18 protein-coding genes are annotated in these 19553 nt (G+C 71.5%); 11 read left to right on the top strand and 7 right to left on the bottom strand.

Translation table 11 applies throughout. The features are described 5' to 3' along the window. Positions 1 to 4 precede the first annotated feature (4 nt). Complete coding sequence (locus ACULK2_RS02615) at positions 5 to 1378, top strand: ATP-binding protein (protein WP_445970162.1); 1374 nt, start codon at positions 5 to 7, stop codon at positions 1376 to 1378. Positions 1379 to 1478: 100 nt separating this feature from the next. Here the strand turns inward: ACULK2_RS02615 and aceB are convergent, their stop codons facing one another. Both aceB and aceA read right to left on the bottom strand, forming a co-directional pair. Then, positions 1479 to 3143 carry a malate synthase A gene (aceB, locus tag ACULK2_RS02610; RefSeq protein WP_445970163.1) on the bottom strand — a complete coding sequence of 555 codons (1665 nt, stop codon included), beginning with the start codon at positions 3141 to 3143 and terminating at the stop codon, positions 1479 to 1481. 49 nt (positions 3144 to 3192) lie between these two features. Continuing rightward, positions 3193 to 4518, bottom strand: a complete 1326-nt coding sequence (gene aceA, locus ACULK2_RS02605) for an isocitrate lyase (protein ID WP_445970164.1) — start codon at positions 4516 to 4518, stop codon at positions 3193 to 3195. A 211-nt stretch (positions 4519 to 4729) separates the two neighbouring features. Between aceA and ACULK2_RS02600 the strand changes: the two genes are divergently transcribed. The 8 genes from ACULK2_RS02600 to ACULK2_RS02565 all read left to right on the top strand — a co-directional run bounded on the left by ACULK2_RS02600 (position 4730) and on the right by ACULK2_RS02565 (position 13170). Then, positions 4730 to 5011 (top strand): hypothetical protein, encoded by a 282-nt coding sequence (locus ACULK2_RS02600; RefSeq protein ID WP_445970165.1) that lies wholly within the window; start codon positions 4730 to 4732, stop codon positions 5009 to 5011. Positions 5012 to 5113: 102 nt separating this feature from the next. Beyond that, a complete protein-coding gene (locus tag ACULK2_RS02595; protein ID WP_445970166.1) occupies positions 5114 to 5485 on the top strand; it encodes a PadR family transcriptional regulator in 372 nt (123 codons plus the stop codon). Between the two features lies 1 nt (position 5486). After that, complete coding sequence (locus tag ACULK2_RS02590) at positions 5487 to 6920, top strand: permease prefix domain 1-containing protein (RefSeq protein ID WP_445970167.1); 1434 nt, start codon at positions 5487 to 5489, stop codon at positions 6918 to 6920. Positions 6921 to 7148: 228 nt separating this feature from the next. After that, positions 7149 to 8333, top strand: a complete 1185-nt coding sequence (locus ACULK2_RS02585; protein ID WP_445970168.1) for an ABC transporter ATP-binding protein — start codon at positions 7149 to 7151, stop codon at positions 8331 to 8333. Between the two features lie 44 nt (positions 8334 to 8377). Beyond that, the gene (locus ACULK2_RS02580; protein ID WP_445970169.1) at positions 8378 to 9565 is read left to right on the top strand and encodes a polyamine ABC transporter substrate-binding protein; all 1188 of its coding nucleotides are present in this window, start codon (positions 8378 to 8380) and stop codon (positions 9563 to 9565) included. Further along, positions 9558 to 10451: an ABC transporter permease gene (locus tag ACULK2_RS02575; RefSeq protein ID WP_445970170.1), complete on the top strand. Its 894-nt coding sequence runs from the start codon at positions 9558 to 9560 to the stop codon at positions 10449 to 10451. The genes ACULK2_RS02580 and ACULK2_RS02575 overlap by 8 nt, the downstream gene beginning before the upstream one ends. Next, complete coding sequence (locus ACULK2_RS02570) at positions 10448 to 11386, top strand: ABC transporter permease (protein WP_445970171.1); 939 nt, start codon at positions 10448 to 10450, stop codon at positions 11384 to 11386. Before ACULK2_RS02575 ends, ACULK2_RS02570 begins: the two co-directional genes overlap by 4 nt. Positions 11387 to 11493: 107 nt before the next feature. Beyond that, positions 11494 to 13170, top strand: a complete 1677-nt coding sequence (locus ACULK2_RS02565) for an amidohydrolase (RefSeq protein ID WP_445970172.1) — start codon at positions 11494 to 11496, stop codon at positions 13168 to 13170. A 139-nt stretch (positions 13171 to 13309) separates the two neighbouring features. Here ACULK2_RS02565 and ACULK2_RS02560 read toward each other — a convergent pair whose 3' ends face one another. The 3 genes from ACULK2_RS02560 to ACULK2_RS02550 are packed head-to-tail and all read right to left on the bottom strand — an operon-like array spanning position 13310 to position 15176. Next, positions 13310 to 13993 carry a DUF3618 domain-containing protein gene (locus tag ACULK2_RS02560; protein WP_445970173.1) on the bottom strand — a complete coding sequence of 228 codons (684 nt, stop codon included), beginning with the start codon at positions 13991 to 13993 and terminating at the stop codon, positions 13310 to 13312. Next, entirely contained in the window at positions 13990 to 14457 is a 468-nt protein-coding gene (locus ACULK2_RS02555; protein WP_445970174.1) for a phage holin family protein, read from the bottom strand. Before ACULK2_RS02555 ends, ACULK2_RS02560 begins: the two co-directional genes overlap by 4 nt. After that, positions 14454 to 15176: a hypothetical protein gene (locus ACULK2_RS02550; RefSeq protein ID WP_445970175.1), complete on the bottom strand. Its 723-nt coding sequence runs from the start codon at positions 15174 to 15176 to the stop codon at positions 14454 to 14456. Before ACULK2_RS02550 ends, ACULK2_RS02555 begins: the two co-directional genes overlap by 4 nt. A gap of 288 nt (positions 15177 to 15464) precedes the next feature. On the opposite strand from ACULK2_RS02550, the gene ACULK2_RS02545 reads away from it, so the two are divergent. Continuing rightward, the gene (locus ACULK2_RS02545) at positions 15465 to 16424 is read left to right on the top strand and encodes a TIGR03557 family F420-dependent LLM class oxidoreductase (RefSeq protein ID WP_445970176.1); all 960 of its coding nucleotides are present in this window, start codon (positions 15465 to 15467) and stop codon (positions 16422 to 16424) included. Positions 16425 to 16443: 19 nt separating this feature from the next. Here the strand turns inward: ACULK2_RS02545 and ACULK2_RS02540 are convergent, their stop codons facing one another. Further along, positions 16444 to 17091: a GNAT family N-acetyltransferase gene (locus ACULK2_RS02540; protein ID WP_445970177.1), complete on the bottom strand. Its 648-nt coding sequence runs from the start codon at positions 17089 to 17091 to the stop codon at positions 16444 to 16446. Between the two features lie 252 nt (positions 17092 to 17343). Here ACULK2_RS02540 and ACULK2_RS02535 point away from each other — a divergent pair, with 252 nt between their 5' ends. Then, positions 17344 to 18882, top strand: a complete 1539-nt coding sequence (locus tag ACULK2_RS02535; protein WP_445970178.1) for a helix-turn-helix domain-containing protein — start codon at positions 17344 to 17346, stop codon at positions 18880 to 18882. A 31-nt stretch (positions 18883 to 18913) separates the two neighbouring features. Here ACULK2_RS02535 and ACULK2_RS02530 read toward each other — a convergent pair whose 3' ends face one another. Continuing rightward, positions 18914 to 19459, bottom strand: coding sequence for a PadR family transcriptional regulator (locus tag ACULK2_RS02530; protein ID WP_445970179.1), 546 nt, complete (start codon positions 19457 to 19459; stop codon positions 18914 to 18916). Positions 19460 to 19553 lie beyond the last annotated feature (94 nt).

The raw sequence follows: 19553 nt of genomic DNA, 5'->3' as shown, positions 1-19553 counted from the left end.
GCGCATGGACCTTCGCTCCGACCGCGTGACCGCCCGCTCCGACGACGGCCGCTCCTTCCGCATCCCCGGTCCCGCCGACGGCTTCGTCGTGGGCGCCCTCGTCGTGGTCGACGACGGCGAGCGGCGCCAGCTCGGCCTCGTCGAGCAGCGGGACGAGGAGCACGGGCACCTGCGCGGGCGCCTGCTCGGCGTCATCTCCGACGGGCTGCTCGACACGCGCGCGAGCGTCGCGTTCGCGTCGGCGTCGGTCACCGCGGTCGACCCGGCCTCGGTCGACCTGCTGCACTCGGCCACGGGCGCCGCGCTCGAGGTCGGCACCGACCTCACGCCGCCGGGCGGCCCCGCGCGACTGCTGCCGCACCGGTTCAACCGGCACACGTTCTGGTGCGGCCAGAGCGGATCGGGCAAGACCTACGCGCTCGGCGTCGTGCTCGAGCAGGTCATCGCGCACACCGCGCTGCCGATCGTCGTCTTCGACCCGAACTCCGACTTCGTGCGACTCGGGGAGCTGAACCCGGGGGCGAGCGGCCCGACCGCCGACGCGTTGCGCGAGCGCGACATCCGTGTGCTCAGGCCGAACATCGAGGGCGCCGAGAAGCTGCGCGCCCGGTTCGTGGACATGCCCATGGCCTCGAAGGCGGCCGTCCTGCAGCTCGACGCGGTGGCCGACCGGCAGGAGTACAACGCACTCGTGCACCTGCGCGAGACGCTCGACACGACCGACCTCGGAGCCGTGCTGCCGTCGCTGCGCGCGTCCGACGATCCCGTGCACCGCGAGCTCGCCCTGCGCATCGAGAACCTGGGCCTCATGGAGTGGGAGGTCTGGGCAGGGCGCGACCATGCCGCGACGGACGTGATCGACGAGCGACCGGATGCCACGGTGCTCGACCTCGGCGGATTCTCGACGCCCGACCAGCAGCTCGTCGTCGCGCTCTCGGTGCTCGACGAGCTGTGGGAGCGGCGCGAGGAGCGGCGGCCGGTGCTGCTCGTCATCGACGAGGCGCACAACCTCTGCTCGCCGCAGCTCGATTCGCCGGTCGCGGTCGCCGTGCGCGAGCGGCTCGTGCAGATCGCGGCCGAGGGTCGCAAGTTCGGCCTCTGGCTGCTGCTCTCGACGCAGCGGCCCTCGAAGGTGCACCCGGGGATCATCTCGCAGTGCGACAACCTGGCCCTGATGAAGATGAGCTCGCCCATCGACCTCGACGGCCTGGCGACGTACTTCGGCTACGCGCCGACGGGGCTCATCTCCCGTTCGCCGTGGTTCCGCCAGGGCGAGGCGCTGTTCGCCGGCGGCTTCGTCCCCGCGCCCACCCTGTTGAAGATGAACGCCCGCCTCACCCCGGAGGGCGGCGTCGACGTCCCCGTCCCCCTCCGCTGACACGGCGAAGCGGATGCCGCGGGCTTCCCGTCCCGCGGCATCCGCCCTCCTGGTCTCGATACGGACGCTTCGCGTCCTACTCGACCACCGGCTCGTGTTCCTAGAGGAACCGGGCGTACGCCCCGACGGTGAGGAACGTCGGGAACTCGGGCTCGAGCGCGACCGACCGGAACACCGAGATGGCGTCGTCGAACCGGTCGCCCTCGAAGCGGGGCAGGTCGGCCACGGCGGCCGCCATGATGCGCACGATCGACGTCTGGTCGATGCGCGTGCCCTCGGCGGTGACCGTGTTGTCGTGCAGCCACTGCCACACCTGCGAGCGCGAGATCTCCGCGGTCGCGGCGTCCTCCATCAGGTTGTCGATCGCCGCGGCGCCGGTCCCGCGGAGCCACGACTCGATGTACCGGATGCAGATCGAGATGTTGTCGTACACGCCGCTCTCGGTGACCTCGCCGCCGACCGACGGGATGTCGAGCAGCTGCGCCGCCGTCACCTGCACGTCGTCGCGGAGCCGGTCGACCTGGTTCGGCCGCTCGCCGAGCACCGCGTCGAACTCCGCGCGCGCGGTGGGGATGAGGTCGGGGTGCGCGACCCACGTGCCGTCGAAGCCGTCGCCGGCCTCACGCCGCTTGTCGGCCGTCACCGCGGCGAGCGCGCGCTCAGTGACCTCCGGGTCGCGACGGTTCGGGATGAAGGCGCTCATGCCGCCGATCGCGTGCGCGCCGCGCTGGTGGCACGTCGAGACGAGCAGTTCGGTGTAGGCCCGCATGAACGGCACCGTCATCGTGATCGACTTGCGGTCGGGCATGACCCAGCGGCGGCCGCGCGAGCGGAACGTCTTCACGATCGAGAAGATGTAGTCCCAGCGGCCGGCGTTGAGGCCCGCGCAGTGGTCGCGCAGCTCGTAGAGGATCTCGTCCATCTGGAACGCGGCCTGGATCGTCTCGATGAGCACGGTCGCCCGGACGGTGCCGTGCGGGATGCCGATCTCCTCCTCGGCGAACGTGAAGATGTCGTTCCACAGCTTCGCCTCGCGGTGCGACTCGAGCTTCGGCAGGTAGAAGTACGGGCCGCGGCCGGCCTCGATGAGGGCCTTCGCGTTGTGGAAGAAGTACAGCCCGAAGTCGACGAGCGAACCGGAAGCGTGCATGGCGCGCCCCGCACGGTCGTGGAACCTCAGGCGCTTCTCCACGAGGTGCCAGCCGCGCGGGCGGAACACGATCGTCGGGGTCTCCGTCGCCGTGACCCGGTACTCCTTGCCCTCGGGGCTCGTGTACTCGAGTTCGCCGCGCAGGAAGTCGAAGAGCGAGAGCTGGCCCTCGACGACGTTCGCCCAGGTGGGGCTCGTGGCGTCCTCGTGGTCGGCCAACCACACCTTGGCGCCGGAGTTCAGCGCGTTGATCGCCATCTTCCGGTCGGTCGGGCCGGTGATCTCGACGCGTCGGTCCTCGAGGCCGGGGCCGGCGCCCGCGACGCGCCAGGTGCGGTCGTTCCGGATCCACTCGGTCTCGGGGAGGAACTTCGGGTCGCGGCCGTTCGCCGCGTCGACCCGCGTCTGCAGGCGGACGGCGAGCAGCTCGTGCCGGATGTGGGCGAAGCGCTCGTGCAGCTTGGCGACGAACGCGAGCGCCTCGGGCGTGAGGATCTCGTCGTAGCGTTCGCCGAGCGGCGCGGTCACCTCGAGGTGCGGCTGCACGGTCTGGAAGCTGCCCGTGGCCGGCTTCGGCTCGTGCGTGGTGGTGGGGCGGTCGATCGTGATGGTCATGGTCTCGTCTCCTTCGCTGGCGGTCCCGTTCACGGGAGGCCGCCGTCGATCAGTGCTGGAACTGCTCTTCCTCGGTCGATCCGACGAGGGCGAGGGTCGCGCTGTTCGGGTTCAGCGCCGTGGCGATCTGGTCGAAGTAGCCGGTGCCGACCTCGCGCTGGTGGCGCGTGGCGGTGTAGCCGTCGGCCTCGGAGGCGAATTCGGCCTCCTGCAGCTCGACGTACGCGGACATGGCCCGCTCGTTGTAGTCCTTGGCGAGCGTGAACATGCCGTGGTTCAGGGAGTGGAAGCCCGCGAGGGTGATGAACTGGAACGCGTAGCCCATGGCGGCGAGCTCGCGCTGGAAGGCAGCGATCTGGTCGTCGTCGAGGTGGCGCTTCCAGTTGAACGACGGCGAGCAGTTGTAGCTGAGGCGCTTGCCGGGGAACTTCGCGTGCACGGCCTCGGCGAAGCGGCGGGCGAGCTCGAGGTCGGGCTCGGCCGACTCGACCCACAGCAGGTCGGCGTACTCGGCGTAGGCGAGGCCGCGCGCGATGACCGGCTCGATGCCGTTCTGCACGTGGTAGAAGCCCTCGGCGGTGCGCTCGCCGGTGACGAACTGCCGGTCGCGCTCGTCGTGGTCGCTCGTCAGCAGGGTCGCTGCGAGCGCGTCGGTGCGGGCGATGATGATCGAGGGCACGCCCGCGACATCCGCCGCCATGCGGGCCGCGTTGATCGTGCGGATGTGCTGCGACGTCGGCACGAGCACCTTGCCGCCCATGTGGCCGCACTTCTTCTCGCTCGCGAGCTGGTCCTCCCAGTGCACGCCCGCGGCGCCCGCCTCGATCATCTGGTGCATGAGCTCGTAGGCGTTGAGCGGTCCGCCGAAGCCGGCCTCGGCGTCGGCGACGATCGGCGCCATCCAGTCGCGGTCGTCGGTCCCCTGCTCGACCTGCCCGGCGCGCAGCAGCGCGTTGTTGATGCGGCGCACGACGGCCGGCACCGAGTTGGCCGGGTAGAGCGACTGGTCGGGGTAGGTCTGGCCGGAGAGGTTCGCGTCGGCGGCGACCTGCCAGCCGCTCAGGTAGATCGCCTTGAGGCCCGCGCGGACCTGCTGCACGGCCTGGTTGCCGGTGAGAGCGCCGAGCGCGGCCGACCACTCCGGGTTCTCCATCGGCTCGAACGCCGTGCCGGTGTTCTTCCGGATGTTCTCCCACAGCTTCTCGGCGCCGCGACGAGCGAGCGTGCGCTCCTCGCGGACCGGGCCGCGGAGGGCGACGACGTCCTCGGCGGTGTAGTCGCGCTTCACGCCCTCCCAACGGGGGTCGGCGTCCCACTCGAGCTGGAGCTCGGCGGCGGTCTGCGTCTGGTCGCCGGGGCGGTTCTGGGTGCTCATCGTGGTGCTCCTTCGGTGCAGCGATCGGATGTCTCGGTGTGTCCGTCCGGCGTCTCCTGGGATGCCGTCCGGGGGTCTGTGGAACCATGCTGCGCGCCCCGCGAGGGGGTCGGACGACGATCCGGGGGGTGAACTTCCCCGGTTCTTCTGCGTCGTAGAACTCCCGCGGGGCGAGCGGATGCCGCAGCCCGACCGGGAGCACAATGGGCACGTGACGCACGACGACGGGCCCACCCGCGACGAGCGACGTCTCGCACGGACGCGCTCCCGGCTCGGCGTGCTCGGAGTCGGGCTCTTCGTCGGCGGGCCGGTGCTCGGGGCCGCACTCACCGTGGTCGGCGTGGTGGTCGCGCTCGGCGGCGAGCCGCGATGGGTCCTCCTCGCGTTCGCCGGGATCGCCGTCGGGTTCGGCGTCACGTTCGCCGGGTTCCGGCTGCTCGCGCACCTCGAGGTGGCGCGGTCGGACGACGCGGCACCGGACGCCGCGGCGTAGACGTCGCATCCGGACTCCCCCTGGTGATACCTTGTGCTGCAAGGTACCTTGCACTGCAAGGCATAGGCATCGGAGCTCCGCTCCGACAGGGGGAACGACACCATGCGCATCGGGAAGGACCTGGTGGCCGCCGCGGCCACCCCGGTGGTACTCGGCATCCTCGCCGAGGGCGAGTCGTACGGCTATGCGATCCTGCAGCGGATCTCGGAACTCTCGGGCGGCGAGCTCGAGTGGAGCGACGGCATGCTCTACCCGCTGCTGCACCGCCTCGAGCGGCTCGGCCATGTGGAGTCGGAGTGGGGCGCCTCACCGACCGGGCGCCTGCGCAAGCACTACCGGCTGAGCTCGCAGGGTGCGGCCACGCTCGCCGAACAGCGACGCCAATGGGATGTCGTCGGCGACGTGCTCGCCAAGGTCTGGCCCGACGGCCCGGGCGGCGGCGGCTCCGCCCGACTCGCACTCGGAGGTGCCTGACATGACGCTCGACGAACGACGCGAGCTCGACCAGCTCGTCGCCTCGTGGCGCGAGTGGCTCGCAGGGCACGACGCGCTGAGTGCGCAGGACATCGACGAGCTCGAGGGGCACCTGCTCGACCGCGTGGACTCCCTCCGCGCCGCCGGTCTCCACGACGACGAGGCCTTCCTCGTCGCCGTGAAGCGCCTCGGCGCGGTCGACGAGCTCTCGCGCGAGTACGCGCGGGTCCACTCCGAACGGCTCTGGAAGCAGCTCGTGCTCGACGACGGACTGAACGGCGGCGGGCGCCCCGCGGCATCCGGCGACCGCGACGCGGCGGGCGCACCGACCTCGTTCATGCGCCGCGCGAACGGCCTCGCCGTCGCGCTCGGACTGGGCGTCGGCGCGGGCCTCGCGGTAAAGGTCGCCGACCTGGTCGGCGTCGACCCGACGTTCTTCCTCCGCAATGTCGCGATCCTCGTGCTGCCGTTCCTCGCCGCGTGGTTCGCGTGGCGGCATCGGCCACCTCTGGGCGCGCTGGCCGGCATCGCCGGGGCCTTCGCGCTCGCGGCCGTGGTGCTGAACGCCTACCCGTTCGGTCCCGGCGCCGGCACGGCCGCGTTCGCGACCGAGCCGTCGATGACCGAACTGCTCGCGGCCGTCCACGCCGCCGTCGCACTCTGGCTCATGACCGGCGTCGCCTACGCCGCCGGCGACTGGCGGAGCAGCGACGCCCGCATGGACTTCGTCCGGTTCAGCGGCGAGTGGGCGGTCTACTACCTGCTCATCGCGCTCGTCGGCGGCGGCCTCTCGATGCTCGCCGTCGTGGTGTTCGACTCGATCGGGGTCGACGTCCTGACATTCGTCGGCGAGTGGGTGATCCCGTGCGGCGCCGCCGGCGCGGTGCTCGTGGCAGCCTGGCTCGTCGAGGCGAAGCAGCGCGTCATCGAGAACATCGCTCCCGTGCTCACCAGGGTCTTCACGCCCCTGTTCGCGCTGATGCTGCTCGCCCTCGTCGTCGCCGCGGCCCTGCAGTGGAACCTCGTCGACGCGAACCGGGATCTCCTGATCGCGTTCGACCTCGTGCTGGTCGTCGCGCTCGCGCTGCTCGTCTACTCCTACTCGGCGCGCGACCCCCTCGCTCCGGCAGGATGGTTCGAGCGGATCCAGTTCGTGATGCTGGCCGGCGCGCTCGTCGTCGACCTCGTGGTGCTCGTCGCGATGGTCGGGCGCATCGGCGAGTTCGGCTTCAGCGCGAACAAGACGGCCTCGCTCGGCCTGAACCTCATCCTGCTGGCGAACCTCGCGCGGGCGGCCTGGCTGCACCTCGGATTCCTGCGCGGACGGATCCCGTTCCTTCGACTCGAGCGGTGGCAGACCGCGTACCTGCCCGTCTACGTCGCGTGGGCCGCGGTGGTCGTCATCGCGTTCCCGCCCCTCTTCGGCTTCGAGTGAGCCGGCCGGGCGACGCGACGCACGGATGCCTCCGGCCCGCGTTTCGCCCGCATGACGAACCACCGCCGACTGTTTCGCCCGCGTGACGATCGCCCGGACGATCTGTCAGGCGGAGGGGCCGCGAGCGATGGATCGTCCGGTTCTCCACTGCTCCGTTGCACACGCGTGCAACAGGGGGCTTGAATGGCCGGACGCGACGCGGCGTCAGTGAACCGGAGGTGCCCACAGGTGACGACATCGACCGAGGCGAGGACCGTCTCACCCACTGACGAGCAGGATGCCGCGACGGGATCAGTCGAACTCCGACAGGTCACGAAGCGCTACGGCGACGCGACCGCGGTCGACGGACTGTCGCTCACGATCCAGCCCGGCGAGTTCATCTCCCTGCTCGGGCCGTCCGGCTGCGGCAAGACCACGACGCTGCGCATGATCGCCGGCTTCGAGCAGCCCGACGAGGGCGACATCCGCATCTCCGGACGATCCGTCCTGGGCGCGCCGCCGTACCGCCGCGACGTGAACACGGTCTTCCAGGCGTACGCGCTCTTCCCGCACATGACCGTCGCCGAGAACGTCGCCTACGGCCTCCAGCAGCGCCGCACGCCGAAGGCAGAGGTACGGCAGCGCGTCTCGGAGGCGCTCGAGCTCGTGCAGATGCGCCGATTCGCCGACCGCAGGTCGACCCAGCTCTCCGGGGGCCAGCAGCAGCGCGTCGCACTCGCCCGCGCACTCGTGAACCGTCCCTCGGTGCTGCTCCTCGACGAGCCGCTCGGCGCACTGGACCGCCAGCTCCGCGAGGAGATGCAGCTCGAGCTGAAGCTCCTCCAGTCTCGCCTCGGCATCACGTTCGTCTTCGTCACGCACGACCAGGGCGAGGCGCTCTCGATGAGCGACCGCATCGCGATCATGCGCGACGGCCGCATCGAGCAGCTCGCCGACGCCGACACGATCTACGCCCGCCCGACCTCGGCGTACGTCGCCGCCTTCGTCGGCCAGCAGAACTTCTTCCGCGGCACCGCGACGGAGGGCGGCTCGGCGGTGGACTCCGTGCACGGCCTCGTCCGCGGCATCCGCTCGGACCGTCTCGCCCCGATCGCCGACGGCTCCACGGTCCAGGCGGCCGTGCGCCCCGAGTTCGTGCGCATCGAGGCGGATGCCGCGGCCGGTGCCCGAGCCACCGGCGCGAACCGCGTGCAGGGCACCCTGCTCGGGGTCTCGCACCTCGGCGAGACCATGCAGTACCTCGTCCGGCTCGGCGACGACCAGAGCCTCATCGCCCGCCGTCCCACGCCCGAGGCGCCCGACCTCGCGGTCGGTTCGGCGGTGACCTGCTCGTGGAGCGACGCGAGCGTGCAGGTCTTCCCGTCCGACGACGCGGCCGCCGCCGGCGGCTACGTCGCGCCGCCCACCCACTGACCCCCACCCAGCCCGTCCAGCGACCCACACCCCCAAGGAGCGACATGGCCGAGAAGTCCACCCCGATCCGGATCCTCGCGAGCACCGAGCAGGTGCCCATCATCCAGCGCGCGATGGACCGCCGCCGGTTCCTGAGCTTCGCGGCCGCCATGGGCGGCACCGCCTTCCTCGCCGCCTGCTCGACGGGCGGCGGCAGCACCTCGGCCGCGCCGGTCGCGACGGGCGGAGAGCTCGAGGGCTCGCTCAGCATCTACACCTGGGGCGACTACGACTCCCCCGAGGTCGTGGAGTCGTTCACGGCCGACTTCGGACCGAAGGTCACGTTCGACTCGTACGGCTCGAACGAGGAGCTGATCTCCAAGCTCGTCGCCGCGAAGGGCACCTCGGGCTACGACATCATCGTGCCGACCGGCGCGTTCATCCCGCAGATGATCGAGAACGGCATCATCCAGCCGCTGAACAAGGACCTGCTGCCGAACCTCGAGCACATGGACCCGGCCTTCCTCGGCCGCAGCTGGGACCCGGAGAACGAGTACTCGATCTGCAAGGCGTGGGGCACGACCGGCTTCGTCTACGACAAGACCGTCATCACGCGCGAGCTGAAGGACTGGAACGACTTCCTCGACGCCGCCCAGAACGAGGCGAGCGGCAGGACGAGCGTGCTGGACGACCCGGCCGAGGTCACGGGCCTCTACTACTGGGCGAACGGCATCGACTGGAACACCACCGACGAGGCCGAGATCGACGCGTGCGAGGACTTCATCGTCAATACGCTCGCGCCGCACATCGCGGCGTTCGACTCCTACCCCGGCGGCCAGGCCATCCCGCAGGCGACGCAGGTGCTCATGCAGTCCTGGAACGGCGACGCGCGCATCGGCATCCTGGAGTCGCCCGACCCCGACCGCTGGCAGTGGGTGCTCGGCTCCCCCGCGACCGAGCTCTGGATGGACAACTGGGCGATCCCGGTCGGCGCCCCGCACCCCGAGGCGGCGCACGCGTTCATCGACTGGACGATGGTGCCCGAGAACCAGCTCCTCCAGGTCGACTACATCGGCTACCACACCGGTGCCGCGGGCATCGAGGAGGCCGCGAGCGAGGCCGGCCTCGAGATGCTCGACCTCGTCTTCTTCACCCCGGATCAGATCACGACGATGCAGGACGGCGAGGTGAACGACGCGCAGCAGCGCACGGTCGACATCTGGAACAAGGCGAAGGCCGCTGCCGGTGCGTAGTCTCCGCCTGCCGGGCTTCGCCCTCGCGATCCCCGCGTGGGCGTGGCTCGTCACCTTCTTCGTCGTGCCGGTCGGCGCGGTGCTCTACTTCAGCTTCGGCTACAAGCCGGGCATCTTCGGCACCCACGCCACCGACGTGCTGTCGTTCGACCGGTACGCCGAGGCCCTCACGCCGACGTTCTTCGACGTGTTCCTCAACACGCTGTGGGTCGGCATCGCGGGCACCCTGCTCTGCCTCGCGATCGGCCTGCCGGTGGCGTACTGGATGGCCGTGAAGGCGCCTGCGAACCGCCGCGGCCTGCTCATCGCGCTCGTCATGGTGCCGTACTGGACGAACTTCCTCGTCCGCACGATCGGCTGGCAGATCATCCTCGCCCCCGAGGGCTGGATGTCGCAGCTGCTGCAGACCGTCGGCATCACCGAGGGCCCGCTCGAGATCCTCTACACCCGCACCGCGGTGCTCATCGGCGTGGTGTACAACTACCTGCCGCTCATGATCCTGCCGCTGTACGTCGCGTTCGACCGCGTCGGGCCGGCGCTGCGCGAGGCGTCGAAGGACCTCGGCGCGAATCGGGTCTCGACCTTCCTGCGCGTGACCTTCCCGCTCGCGCGACCCGGCATCATCGTCGGCCTGCTGCTCGTCTACATCCCGCTCATGGGCGACTACATCACGGCGACCGTGCTCGGCGGCGCGCAGGGCAACATGGTGGGCCAGCTCGTGGCCAGCCAGTTCCAGGCCGCGCAGAACTGGGCGCTCGGATCGGCGATGGCGGTGCTCCTCATCGTCGTGATCGTGATCTCGGCCGCCGCGATCGGCCTGCTGCTCTGGCTCGTCTCGCTGCCGTTCCGTGCCCGCAACCGCGTCGTCCTGGAGGGCACGGCATGACCACCACCGCACCCGAGACGACGGATGCCGCGACCGGCGCGGCCGAGGCATCCGCGCCCCGCACGACCGACGCACCCGTCGCGCGCCGCCGTCGCCGGCGGCGATCACCGGTCGACGTCGGCCTGGCGGTGTGGAGCGTCCTCGTCTTCCTGTTCCTCTTCGCGCCGATCATCGTGATCCTCGTGTACTCGTTCAACAACGGGCGCCTGCTCATCGCGTGGAACGAGTTCGGCTTCGAGCCGTACCGCGCGCTCTGGGAGAAGCCGGCGGTGCGCGACGCCGTCGCGGTGTCGCTCCGGACCGGCGCGATCGCGGCGCTGCTCGCGACCCTGCTCGGCACGCTCGCCGGCATCGCGCTCGCCCGGAAGCCGGGCAAGTGGGCACTGTGGTTCATCGGCCTGCTGCTGCTCGTCTCGGTCACGCCCGAGATCGTGGACGCCGTCGCGCTGCTGCCGTGGCTCGTGTTCCTCGGGCAGGACGCGGGGCTGTCGATCTTCAACGACGGCACCGTTCGACTCGTCGTCGGCCACTCGCTGTTCTCGACCGCGGTCGTGACGTACATCGTGCGCGCCCGGCTCGTCGGGCTCGACGCGCAGCTCGAGGAGGCGTCGGCCGACCTCTACGCGAGGCCGCTCACGACCTTCCGGCGCGTGACCCTCCCGCTCGCGATGCCCGCGGTGCTCGCCGGCCTCCTGCTGTCGTTCACGCTGAGCCTCGACAACACGGTCGTCGCGGCGTTCGTGCAGGTGTCGGGCGCCACGCCCTGGCCGGTGTACGTGCTGAGCGCGCTGCGCGGCGGCCTCCGGCCCGAGATCGCGGCGGTCTCGACCGTGATGCTGCTGCTCACCCTCGCCGCCCTCGCGCTCGTCGCGGTCGTGCTGAAGCGCGCCGGCGACTCGGCCACGCAGATCGCCCGCACGATGTCCGGCGGCTGAGTCCGAACCCCGCGCGGCTGCGGTGGACCCGAACACCGCGGCCGCGCGGCATCCGTCCTGCCCGGTGCGCACGCGCGCCCTCACCTCGATCCAAGGAGCCCAGCGCCATGACCCACGCCGACCTCGTCTTCACCGGCGGCCCCGTCTTCACGGCCGACACCGTCCGCTCACGTGCGAGCGCGGTCGCAGTGCGCCACGGCCGGATCGTCGCCGTCGGGTCGGACGACGACATCCGCGACCTCGTGGGTTCGTCGACCGAGGTCGTCGACCTGCGTGGCCGGCTGCTCGTGCCCGGCTTCCAGGACGCGCACGTGCACCCCGTCTGGGGCGGGCTCGACCTCATGCGCTGCGACCTCGCCGAGCTGTCGACGCAGGACGAGTACCTCGCCCGCATCGCCGAGTACTCGGCCGCGCACCCGGACGACGACTGGGTGCTCGGCGGCGGATGGTCGATGTCGGCGTTCCCCGGAGGCACGCCGACCGCGGCCGCGCTCGACCGGGTCGTGCCCGACCGGCCGGCCTTCCTGCCCAACCGCGACGGGCACGGCGCCTGGGTCAACTCGGCCGCGCTGCGGCTCGCCGGCATCGACCACGACACCCCGGACCCCGCCGACGGGCGCATCGAGCGCGACGCCGACGGCAGGCCGAGCGGCACCCTGCACGAGGGCGCGATGTCGCTCGTGAACCGACTGCTCCCCGAGACGAGCCTCGAGACGCTGACGGAGGCCGTGCTGCTCGGCCAGCGGTACCTGCACTCCTACGGCGTGACCGCCTGGCAGGACGCGATCGTCGGCACGTACGGCGACGCCGGCGACCCCGGCCCCGCGTACGTCGCGGCCGCGAACGCCGGGAAGCTGACGGGGCGCGTCGTCGGCGCGATCTGGTGGGACCGCACGCGCGGCATCGAGCAGATCCCCGACCTCGTCGCCAAGCGAGACGCCTACCGGGCCGGGCGCTTCGCAGCGACCAGCATCAAGATCATGCAGGACGGGGTCGCCGAGAACTTCACGGCCTCGATGCTCGAGCCGTACTGCGACGGGCACGGGCACTTCACCGACAACTCCGGGATCTCGTTCGTCGACCCGGCGGTGCTGAACGAGGCCGCCGCCGAGCTCGACCGGCTCGGCTTCCAGCTCCACTTCCACGCGATCGGCGACCGCGCCGTGCGCGAGTGCCTCGACACCGTCGAGCACGCGATCGGCGCCAACGGCCGGAACGACCACCGCCACCACATCGCGCACATCCAGGTCGTGCATCCCGAGGACATCCCACGGTTCCGCGAGCTCGGCGTCGCGGCGAACATGCAGTCGCTCTGGGCGGCGCTCGAACCGCAGATGGTCGAGCTCACGCTGCCGTTCCTCGGGGACCCGCGGAGCGCCTGGCAGTACCCGTTCGGCGACCTGCTGCGATCCGGCGCGGTGCTCGCGGCGGGCAGCGACTGGTCGGTCTCGACGCCCGATCCGCTCGCCGCCATCCACACCGCCGTCAACCGGAAGGCGGCACCCGCCTACGCGGAGGGCGACTACGAGGCGTTCCTGCCCGAGCAGGCGATCGACCTCGCCACCTCGCTCACCGCGTACACGGCCGGGTCGGCGTGGGTGAACCACCTCGACGACGTGACCGGCACCATCAAGGTCGGCACGTACGCCGACCTCGTCGTGCTCGATCGCGACCCGTTCGCGGGGCCGGCCGCCGAGATCGGCGCGACCCGGGTCGAGCAGACCTTCGTCGAGGGCGAGCGGGTCTTCGCCGCGGATGACGCGGGCGCGGTGCGCGCGGCCTGAGCGCCGTGCCGCAGTCCCGGCCGACCTCGGCCGCAGCGGTCGATGCGCCTGGCTCGGGCGGTCACCCGGACGTGAATCGGCCCGGTGCCTCGGAGGTCCGAGGCACCGGGCCGGCTCGGGTTCCCCTGGGGGCGTCCCGTCAGGGGACGCGCGGCGTCGTGGGGGTCGCCGGCGTCGTCGACGGGCTCGTGGTGGCGGGCGGCGCGGTGACCGGCGTCGTCGTGCCGTAGCCGGCAGGCGGCTGGTCGTTCGATCGGTCGCCGTGCCTCGCGGCGTCCGCGACATCCGACCCGGCCTCGCGTCCTTCGTCGCCGACTCGCTGCGCGGCCTCGCTCGCTCGGTCCTTCACCGAGTCGACCGCGTCGCGCACCTCGGGCCTGAGGTGCTCGGCCGACTCCTTCGCGACCTGCGTGACCTCGTCCATCGCGTCGTGCACCAGCGGCTGCGCGGCATCCTTCGCGCGCCGGGCGGCATCTCGCTCCGGGCCCGACGCGGGGATCAGCGACGACAGCAGCCATGCGCCGCCGAAGACGATGAGCCCCGCGGCGATCGGGTTGCCCCGCGTCGCCCGAGCCGCGCGGTGCGGCGCGTCGGCGACGGCCTCGCCCGCGGAGTGCATCGCCTCGCCCGCCGAGTCGGTCGCGTCGTGGGCGCTGCCCATCACGCGATCCGTCGCGCGACGGAGCGCGTTCCTGACCTTGCCCGTCTGGCGGTGCATCGCCTTGCCGGGGTTCACCTTGTCGGCGAGCGCGTCGACGTCCTGGCCGAGTTCCGACCTCGTCTGCTCGATGTTCGAACGGATGACATCCGGATCGCTGGTCATCGGTTCACCTCATTCCTTCTCAGCGTTTCGGGGATCTCCTTGATGGTGTCGACCGTCTGGGGCATGCCCTTGACGCGGTCGAACTCGCTCTTGCCGGCGAAGAACAGCACGCCGGCGACGATCGCCCAGATGACGGCGACCACGACGGCCGACCACGCCAGGCCGATCAGGAAGCCGAGGCCCCACCACGCGGCGATCGACAGGAACAGGATGGCGAGGTATCCCGCCACCGCCGCCCCGCCATACAGGCCCGATCCCTTGCCGACGCGCTTGCCGGACTCGGTGAGCTCGGCCCTGGCGAGCTCGACCTCCTGCCGGACGAGCGTGGACATGTCGCGCGTGACCTGCGAGACGAGGTCGCCGAGCGAGGTGTTCGCCGCCTGTTGCTCGGACGGCGTCGGCGCGTCGACGGGAACCCCCGCGGCGTGCGCGCCGCGTCCCGTACCGGGATCGATGCCGCTCATCGGAGGCCTCCCGTCCCGCCTCCGCCCATCCGCTCGGCGGGCAGTGGGCTCGGCTGGGAGCGGGTGTCGGTGACGCTCGTCTGGGGGCGGGTGTCGGTGACGCTCGTCCGGTCGTACCGGTCGCCGGCGACGTGCGCGCCGGTTCCCGCTGGACCGTAGGCGCCGGCGTCGACGTACGGGTCGGCGTCGGTGCCGTATTCGAGCCGGTCGCGCTGGGTGCGGCCGGCCTCGTCCGTCGTCAGGCGTCGCGCGTCGGCGTCGTCGTTCGCGTCGGACGCGAGCGATCGGGTGAATCGTCCGACCAGCACGCCCGCTCCGGCGGCGATCGCGAGGAACGCCCCGGGACGCCGTCGTGCGAATCGCTTGAGCTCCTCGACGAGGTCGCCCGGCTCGCGCCGGTCGAGCCAGGCTGCCGCGCGCTCCGCGCGATCGCCGACGGTTCCGACGATCTCGCGCGCCATGCCGTCCGACTCGGACGAGGACGCCATCCGCGAGAACTGCTCGCCGACGCCTCGGATGCCGCCGGCTGCGCGGTGCTGCTGGGTCGACGCCTGCGACCGGACCTCGTCACCGACCCGGTCGGCCAGGCGCCGCGCCCGGTCCTTCGCCTCGTGCCCGACGGATCGGGCCTCCTGCTCGGCGGTGTCCGCCACGCGGTGCGCGGCGGCACCGGCCTCGTGCTTCAGGTCGGGCGAGCCCGTGCCTGCGGTGTCCACCATGTCTCCCCCTTCGTGATCTCGGGGACCGGCACATCGGCATCGGCCCCATCGACTGTCGTGCACCGGTCACGCTACGAGCGCCCGTCGCCCCCTCAGAAGGGACTTGTCATGCGCAGAAGCGAGGCGTATAACCGCGCGCGCCCCCTCGCCACCGGAGGTCGGTGTCGCGTCGGCCCCCTCGCCCGCCGGCCGCGGCGGCGCTACACGCAGGTCGACCCGGGCGCAACCGGTGTCGATCGGCCGCACGACGGATTACCGTCGCTCGGGCACGCCAGAAGGGGGAACGGCATGACGATCCGGTACGGCTACAAGCTCGCGGCCGAGGGTTTCGATCCGAAGGAACTGGTCAGGCAGGCGCGCCTCGCCGAGGAGGCGGGGTTCGACTTCGTCGAGATCAGCGACCACTTCCACCCGTGGCTGGACGCGCAGGGCCACTCACCGTTCGCCTGGTCCGTGCTCGGCGCGATCGCGGCATCCACCGATCGCGTCGGCCTCGCGACCGGGGTGACCTGCCCGACGGTGCGCTACCACCCGGCGATCATCGCGCAGGCCGCCGCGACGACGTCGCTGCTCAGCGACGGACGGTTCACGCTGGGGCTCGGCGCCGGCGAACGTCTCAACGAGCACGTGGTCGGGGCCGGCTACCCGGCCGTCGGCGAGCGGCAGGCGATGCTGCGCGAGGCGATCGAGATCATCCGCCTGCTCTGGTCGGGCGGCTACCACTCGTACGACGGCCGGTACCTCGCCCTCGAGGACGCGCGCGTCTTCGACCTGCCCGACGAGCTCCCGCTCATCGCGGTCGCCGCGGGCGGTCCGGATGCCGCGGAGCTGGCCGCCGAGCTCGGGGACGCGATGTTCGGCACCGACCCCGACGCATCCCTCATCGAGGCGTACCGGTCGGCCGGCGGAAGCGGCCCGCGCTACGGCGAGGTCGGCGTCTCGTGGGCGCCCGACGCGGATGCCGCGGCGACGGCCGCGCACGCGCTCTCCCGCTGGTCGCTGCTCGGATGGAAGGTCATGAGCGAGCTGCCGAACCCGGCCAACTTCGAGGCCGCGTCGGAGTACGTGCGCGTGGAGGACGTGCGCGAACAGGTGCCCTGCGGGCCGGATGTCGCGGCTCACGCCGAGGCGGTGCGCGCCTACGAGCAGGCGGGCTACGACCGACTCGCGATCATGGACCTCGGGCCCGACCAGGACGGCTTCTTCGAGTTCTTCGCCAACGAGCTGAAGCCCGCACTGACCTCCTGAGACGAAGGACGCCGACCGCTCAGATGCCGAGTTGCGCGCGCACGGCGTCGTCGAATCCGTCGACCTCGAGGGTCCAGTCGGGACGGACGAAGCGGTCGCGCTCGAGGCGGAGCAGCACCTCGCGCTCGACCTGGTGCTCGCGCGTCACGACGCGCTTCTCGCCGTTCTCGACGTAGCCGAGGTGCCGCGAGACCCCGAGCGAGCTGCCGTTCCAGTCGATGGCTCCCGACTCGGCGACCTCGGCCCCGAGACGGTCGAAGCAGAACGCCAGCACGGCGGCGCGCATCTCGACCCCGAGCCCGGCGCCCTGTCGCGAGGCCGTCAGCCAGGATCCGGTCGAGACGGTCCGCAGGGTCGAGAACTTCGTCCCCCGCACATCCTGGATCCCGATCGGGACGCCGCCCTCGACCACCGCGAAGAGCAGTGTCCAGCCGTCCGGCGCCGTCGCCGCGCGCTCGCGCCAGACATGCCTGGCGAGTTCGCGGCGGAGCACCTCGGGCGGCGCATCGGACCACGGGTGCGCGAACGGCATGATCGCCGGGTCGTGGATGCCGCGGATCGCCGCCCGCGCGAGCGCCGGAAGGTCGTCGTCGCGCACGAGCCGAAGCTCGAGGCGCGGCGTACGGAGGGTGAGGCCGAACAGCGGCCAGACGTCCACGAGATCCATGGACCGAGGCTAGCCAAGGAGCGGCCCGCACCCCGGGCGTGCCGGAACGCGTGCCGCCGCGCTGCGACTCTCATCGCCGAGGAGGAGGCCCTCCTCCGCCCCCTCACCGGCGACTGAGACATGGAATTCGAGCACTTCTTCGCTGACGAACCGAGGCGCGCCGGCCCGCAGGACGGGCCGAGCGCTCCCTCTGAGCAGAATTCTGGCGAGAGTTCGGTTTGCGGCATCCGCTCGCTCATGTGAGCATGAGGCATGGTCACCGCCGATCCCGTCCGCAGCCAGGCTCCGCATGCCGCGTACGCCGCAGCGCCCCTCCGAGGCGTCGGCGTGGTCGGCGCTCCGCCCGAGCCCGCACCCGACGAGGTCGACGCCCTCACGCTCGGCCGCCGCATCCGCGAGCGCCGCCTTGCGGCCGGAATGACCCTCGGGCAGCTCGCTGCGGCGATCGAGCGGGCGCCCAGCCAGGTCTCCGCGATCGAGAACGGCAAGCGCGAACCGCGGCTGTCGATGCTGCGCACCATCGCGCTCGCGCTCGGCACGACCGCCGACGAACTGCTGCGCCCGGACGCGCCGTCCGAGCGCGCCGCCCTCGAGATCGCGGTCGAGCGCGCGCAGCGCGGTCCGGTGTTCTCCGCGCTCGGGCTCGAACCGTTCCGCGTCGCGAAGACGATGAACGACCAGACCCTGCAGACGATCCTGGCGCTGCACAACGAGATCGACCGGCTGCACCGCGAGCGCGCCGCGACGCCCGAGGAGGCCCGCCGGGCCAACGCGCAGTTGCGCGCCGAGATGCGCGCGCGCGACAACTTCTATCCCGAGCTCGAGGCCAAGGCGGCCGAGCTGCTCGAGGCCGTCGGGCACTCGGGCGGGCCCGTCTCGCACCAGCTCGTCGCCGACATGGCGAGCCACCTCGGCTATTCGCTGCACTACGTGGGCGACCTGCCGCACTCGACCCGGTCGGTCACCGACAAGCGGAACGGCCGCATCTACCTGCCGACGCAGCAGTCGCCCTCGCGCGACTCGCGCTCCCCCATCCTCCAGGCGCTCGCCTCGCACCTGCTCGGCCACGAGGAGCCCGGCAACTACGGCGACTTCCTCCGCCAGCGCATCGAGACGAACTACCTCACGGCGGCGATCCTGCTCCCCGAGCAGGCGGCCGTCCGCTACCTCACCGAGGCGAAGAACCTGCGGCGCATCTCGATGGAGGAGCTGCGCGACCACTTCGCGGTCTCGTACGAGACGGCCGCGCACCGGTTCACCAACCTCGCGACGGCGCGCCTCGACATCCCGGTGCACTTCATGAAGGTGCACGAGTCGGGCACGATCATCAAGGCGTACGAGAACGACGCGGTCCGCTTCCCGTCCGACGCGCTCGGCGCGGTCGAGGGCACCACGGTGTGCCGGCAGTGGACGGCGCGCACGGTGTTCGACGCCGAGGACCGCTTCACCCCGTACTCCCAGTACACCGACACGTCGACGGGCACGTTCTGGTGCACCTCGCGCATCGAGAAGGCCAAGGAGGGCGAGTACTCGGTCTCGGTCGGCGTGCCGTTCGAGCACGTCAAGTGGTTCCGCGGCCGCGAGACGCCGCGCCGCTCGGTGTCGCGGTGCCCCGACGAGTCGTGCTGCCGCCGCGCGCCCGGCGAGCTCTCCGAGAAGTGGGCGGATGCCTCGTGGCCGGCCGCGCGAACGCCGACCTCGCTCCTCGCGGCGCTGCCGACCGGCACGTTCCCGGGTGTGGACCAGACCGAGGTCTACCAGTTCCTCGAGGCGCACGCGCCCCGCGCCTGACCAGCGACGCGGCAGCTCGACGGAGCCGACGTCAGCTGCCGTCGTCTCGGTCCGCGAGGTCGCGGAACCAGGCGAGGCCCGCTCGGTGCGACATCAGCCCGTAGTCGAGCGTCGCGCGCTGGTAGCGGAAGACGTCGCGATACTCCTCGGGCACCTCGCCCACCTGCTCGTCGAGGGATGCCGCGAACTCCTCGAGGCGCGCGAGCTCGCGTTCGACCTCCTCGACGATGTGCTCCAGGATGTCGCGGCGCTCGTCGACGTCATCGACGAGCCCGAGCAGGAAGAGCCGGCTGAGTGCCGCGACCTCGAGGTCGCCCCCGGCGAGCGGGGAGCGGATCCACGCGTGGAACGCCGCGACGCCGTCATCGGTGATCGTGTGGATCCTCTTGTTCCGGCCGGACTCGGTGGCCTCGTGCACGGTCACGTAGCCGGAGGCGACCAGCCCGCGCAGGGCGCTCTGCAGGCTGCCGAAGCTCGCACGGTAGAACAGCGACGGCCCGCGCCGGAACTGGAGGTTCAGCGAGTACAACGTCTGCGGGCCGAGCAGCATGAGCAGACCGAGGATCACATTGCCCATCTCCGGCTCCCTCCGCGACGTCCGCCGTGTGCACGCGCTGCCTCTCTTGTGACGACGGGAACACGGCCGTATATTCCTACTCGTGATATCCCGA

Source organism: Agromyces molybdatiresistens (genome assembly GCF_052748445.2).
The sequence above is the reverse complement of the archived record's forward strand: the minus strand, read 5'-3'. Positions and strand labels throughout refer to the sequence as shown.

Bases quoted from the DNA above. Each gene is read 5' to 3' on its own strand.
- ACULK2_RS02615 (WP_445970162.1), top strand. From the start codon at position 5: ATGGACCTTCGCTCCGACCGCGTGACCGCCCGCTCCGACGACGGCCGC.
- aceB (WP_445970163.1), bottom strand. From the start codon at position 3,143: ATGACCATCACGATCGACCGCCCCACCACCACGCACGAGCCGAAGCCG.
- aceA (WP_445970164.1), bottom strand. From the start codon at position 4,518: ATGAGCACCCAGAACCGCCCCGGCGACCAGACGCAGACCGCCGCCGAG.
- ACULK2_RS02595 (WP_445970166.1), top strand. From the start codon at position 5,114: ATGCGCATCGGGAAGGACCTGGTGGCCGCCGCGGCCACCCCGGTGGTA.
- ACULK2_RS02590 (WP_445970167.1), top strand. From the start codon at position 5,487: ATGACGCTCGACGAACGACGCGAGCTCGACCAGCTCGTCGCCTCGTGG.
- ACULK2_RS02580 (WP_445970169.1), top strand. From the start codon at position 8,378: ATGGCCGAGAAGTCCACCCCGATCCGGATCCTCGCGAGCACCGAGCAG.
- ACULK2_RS02570 (WP_445970171.1), top strand. From the start codon at position 10,448: ATGACCACCACCGCACCCGAGACGACGGATGCCGCGACCGGCGCGGCC.
- ACULK2_RS02565 (WP_445970172.1), top strand. From the start codon at position 11,494: ATGACCCACGCCGACCTCGTCTTCACCGGCGGCCCCGTCTTCACGGCC.
- ACULK2_RS02560 (WP_445970173.1), bottom strand. From the start codon at position 13,993: ATGACCAGCGATCCGGATGTCATCCGTTCGAACATCGAGCAGACGAGG.
- ACULK2_RS02555 (WP_445970174.1), bottom strand. From the start codon at position 14,457: ATGAGCGGCATCGATCCCGGTACGGGACGCGGCGCGCACGCCGCGGGG.
- ACULK2_RS02550 (WP_445970175.1), bottom strand. From the start codon at position 15,176: ATGGTGGACACCGCAGGCACGGGCTCGCCCGACCTGAAGCACGAGGCC.
- ACULK2_RS02545 (WP_445970176.1), top strand. From the start codon at position 15,465: ATGACGATCCGGTACGGCTACAAGCTCGCGGCCGAGGGTTTCGATCCG.
- ACULK2_RS02540 (WP_445970177.1), bottom strand. From the start codon at position 17,091: ATGGATCTCGTGGACGTCTGGCCGCTGTTCGGCCTCACCCTCCGTACG.
- ACULK2_RS02535 (WP_445970178.1), top strand. From the start codon at position 17,344: ATGGTCACCGCCGATCCCGTCCGCAGCCAGGCTCCGCATGCCGCGTAC.
- ACULK2_RS02530 (WP_445970179.1), bottom strand. From the start codon at position 19,459: ATGGGCAATGTGATCCTCGGTCTGCTCATGCTGCTCGGCCCGCAGACG.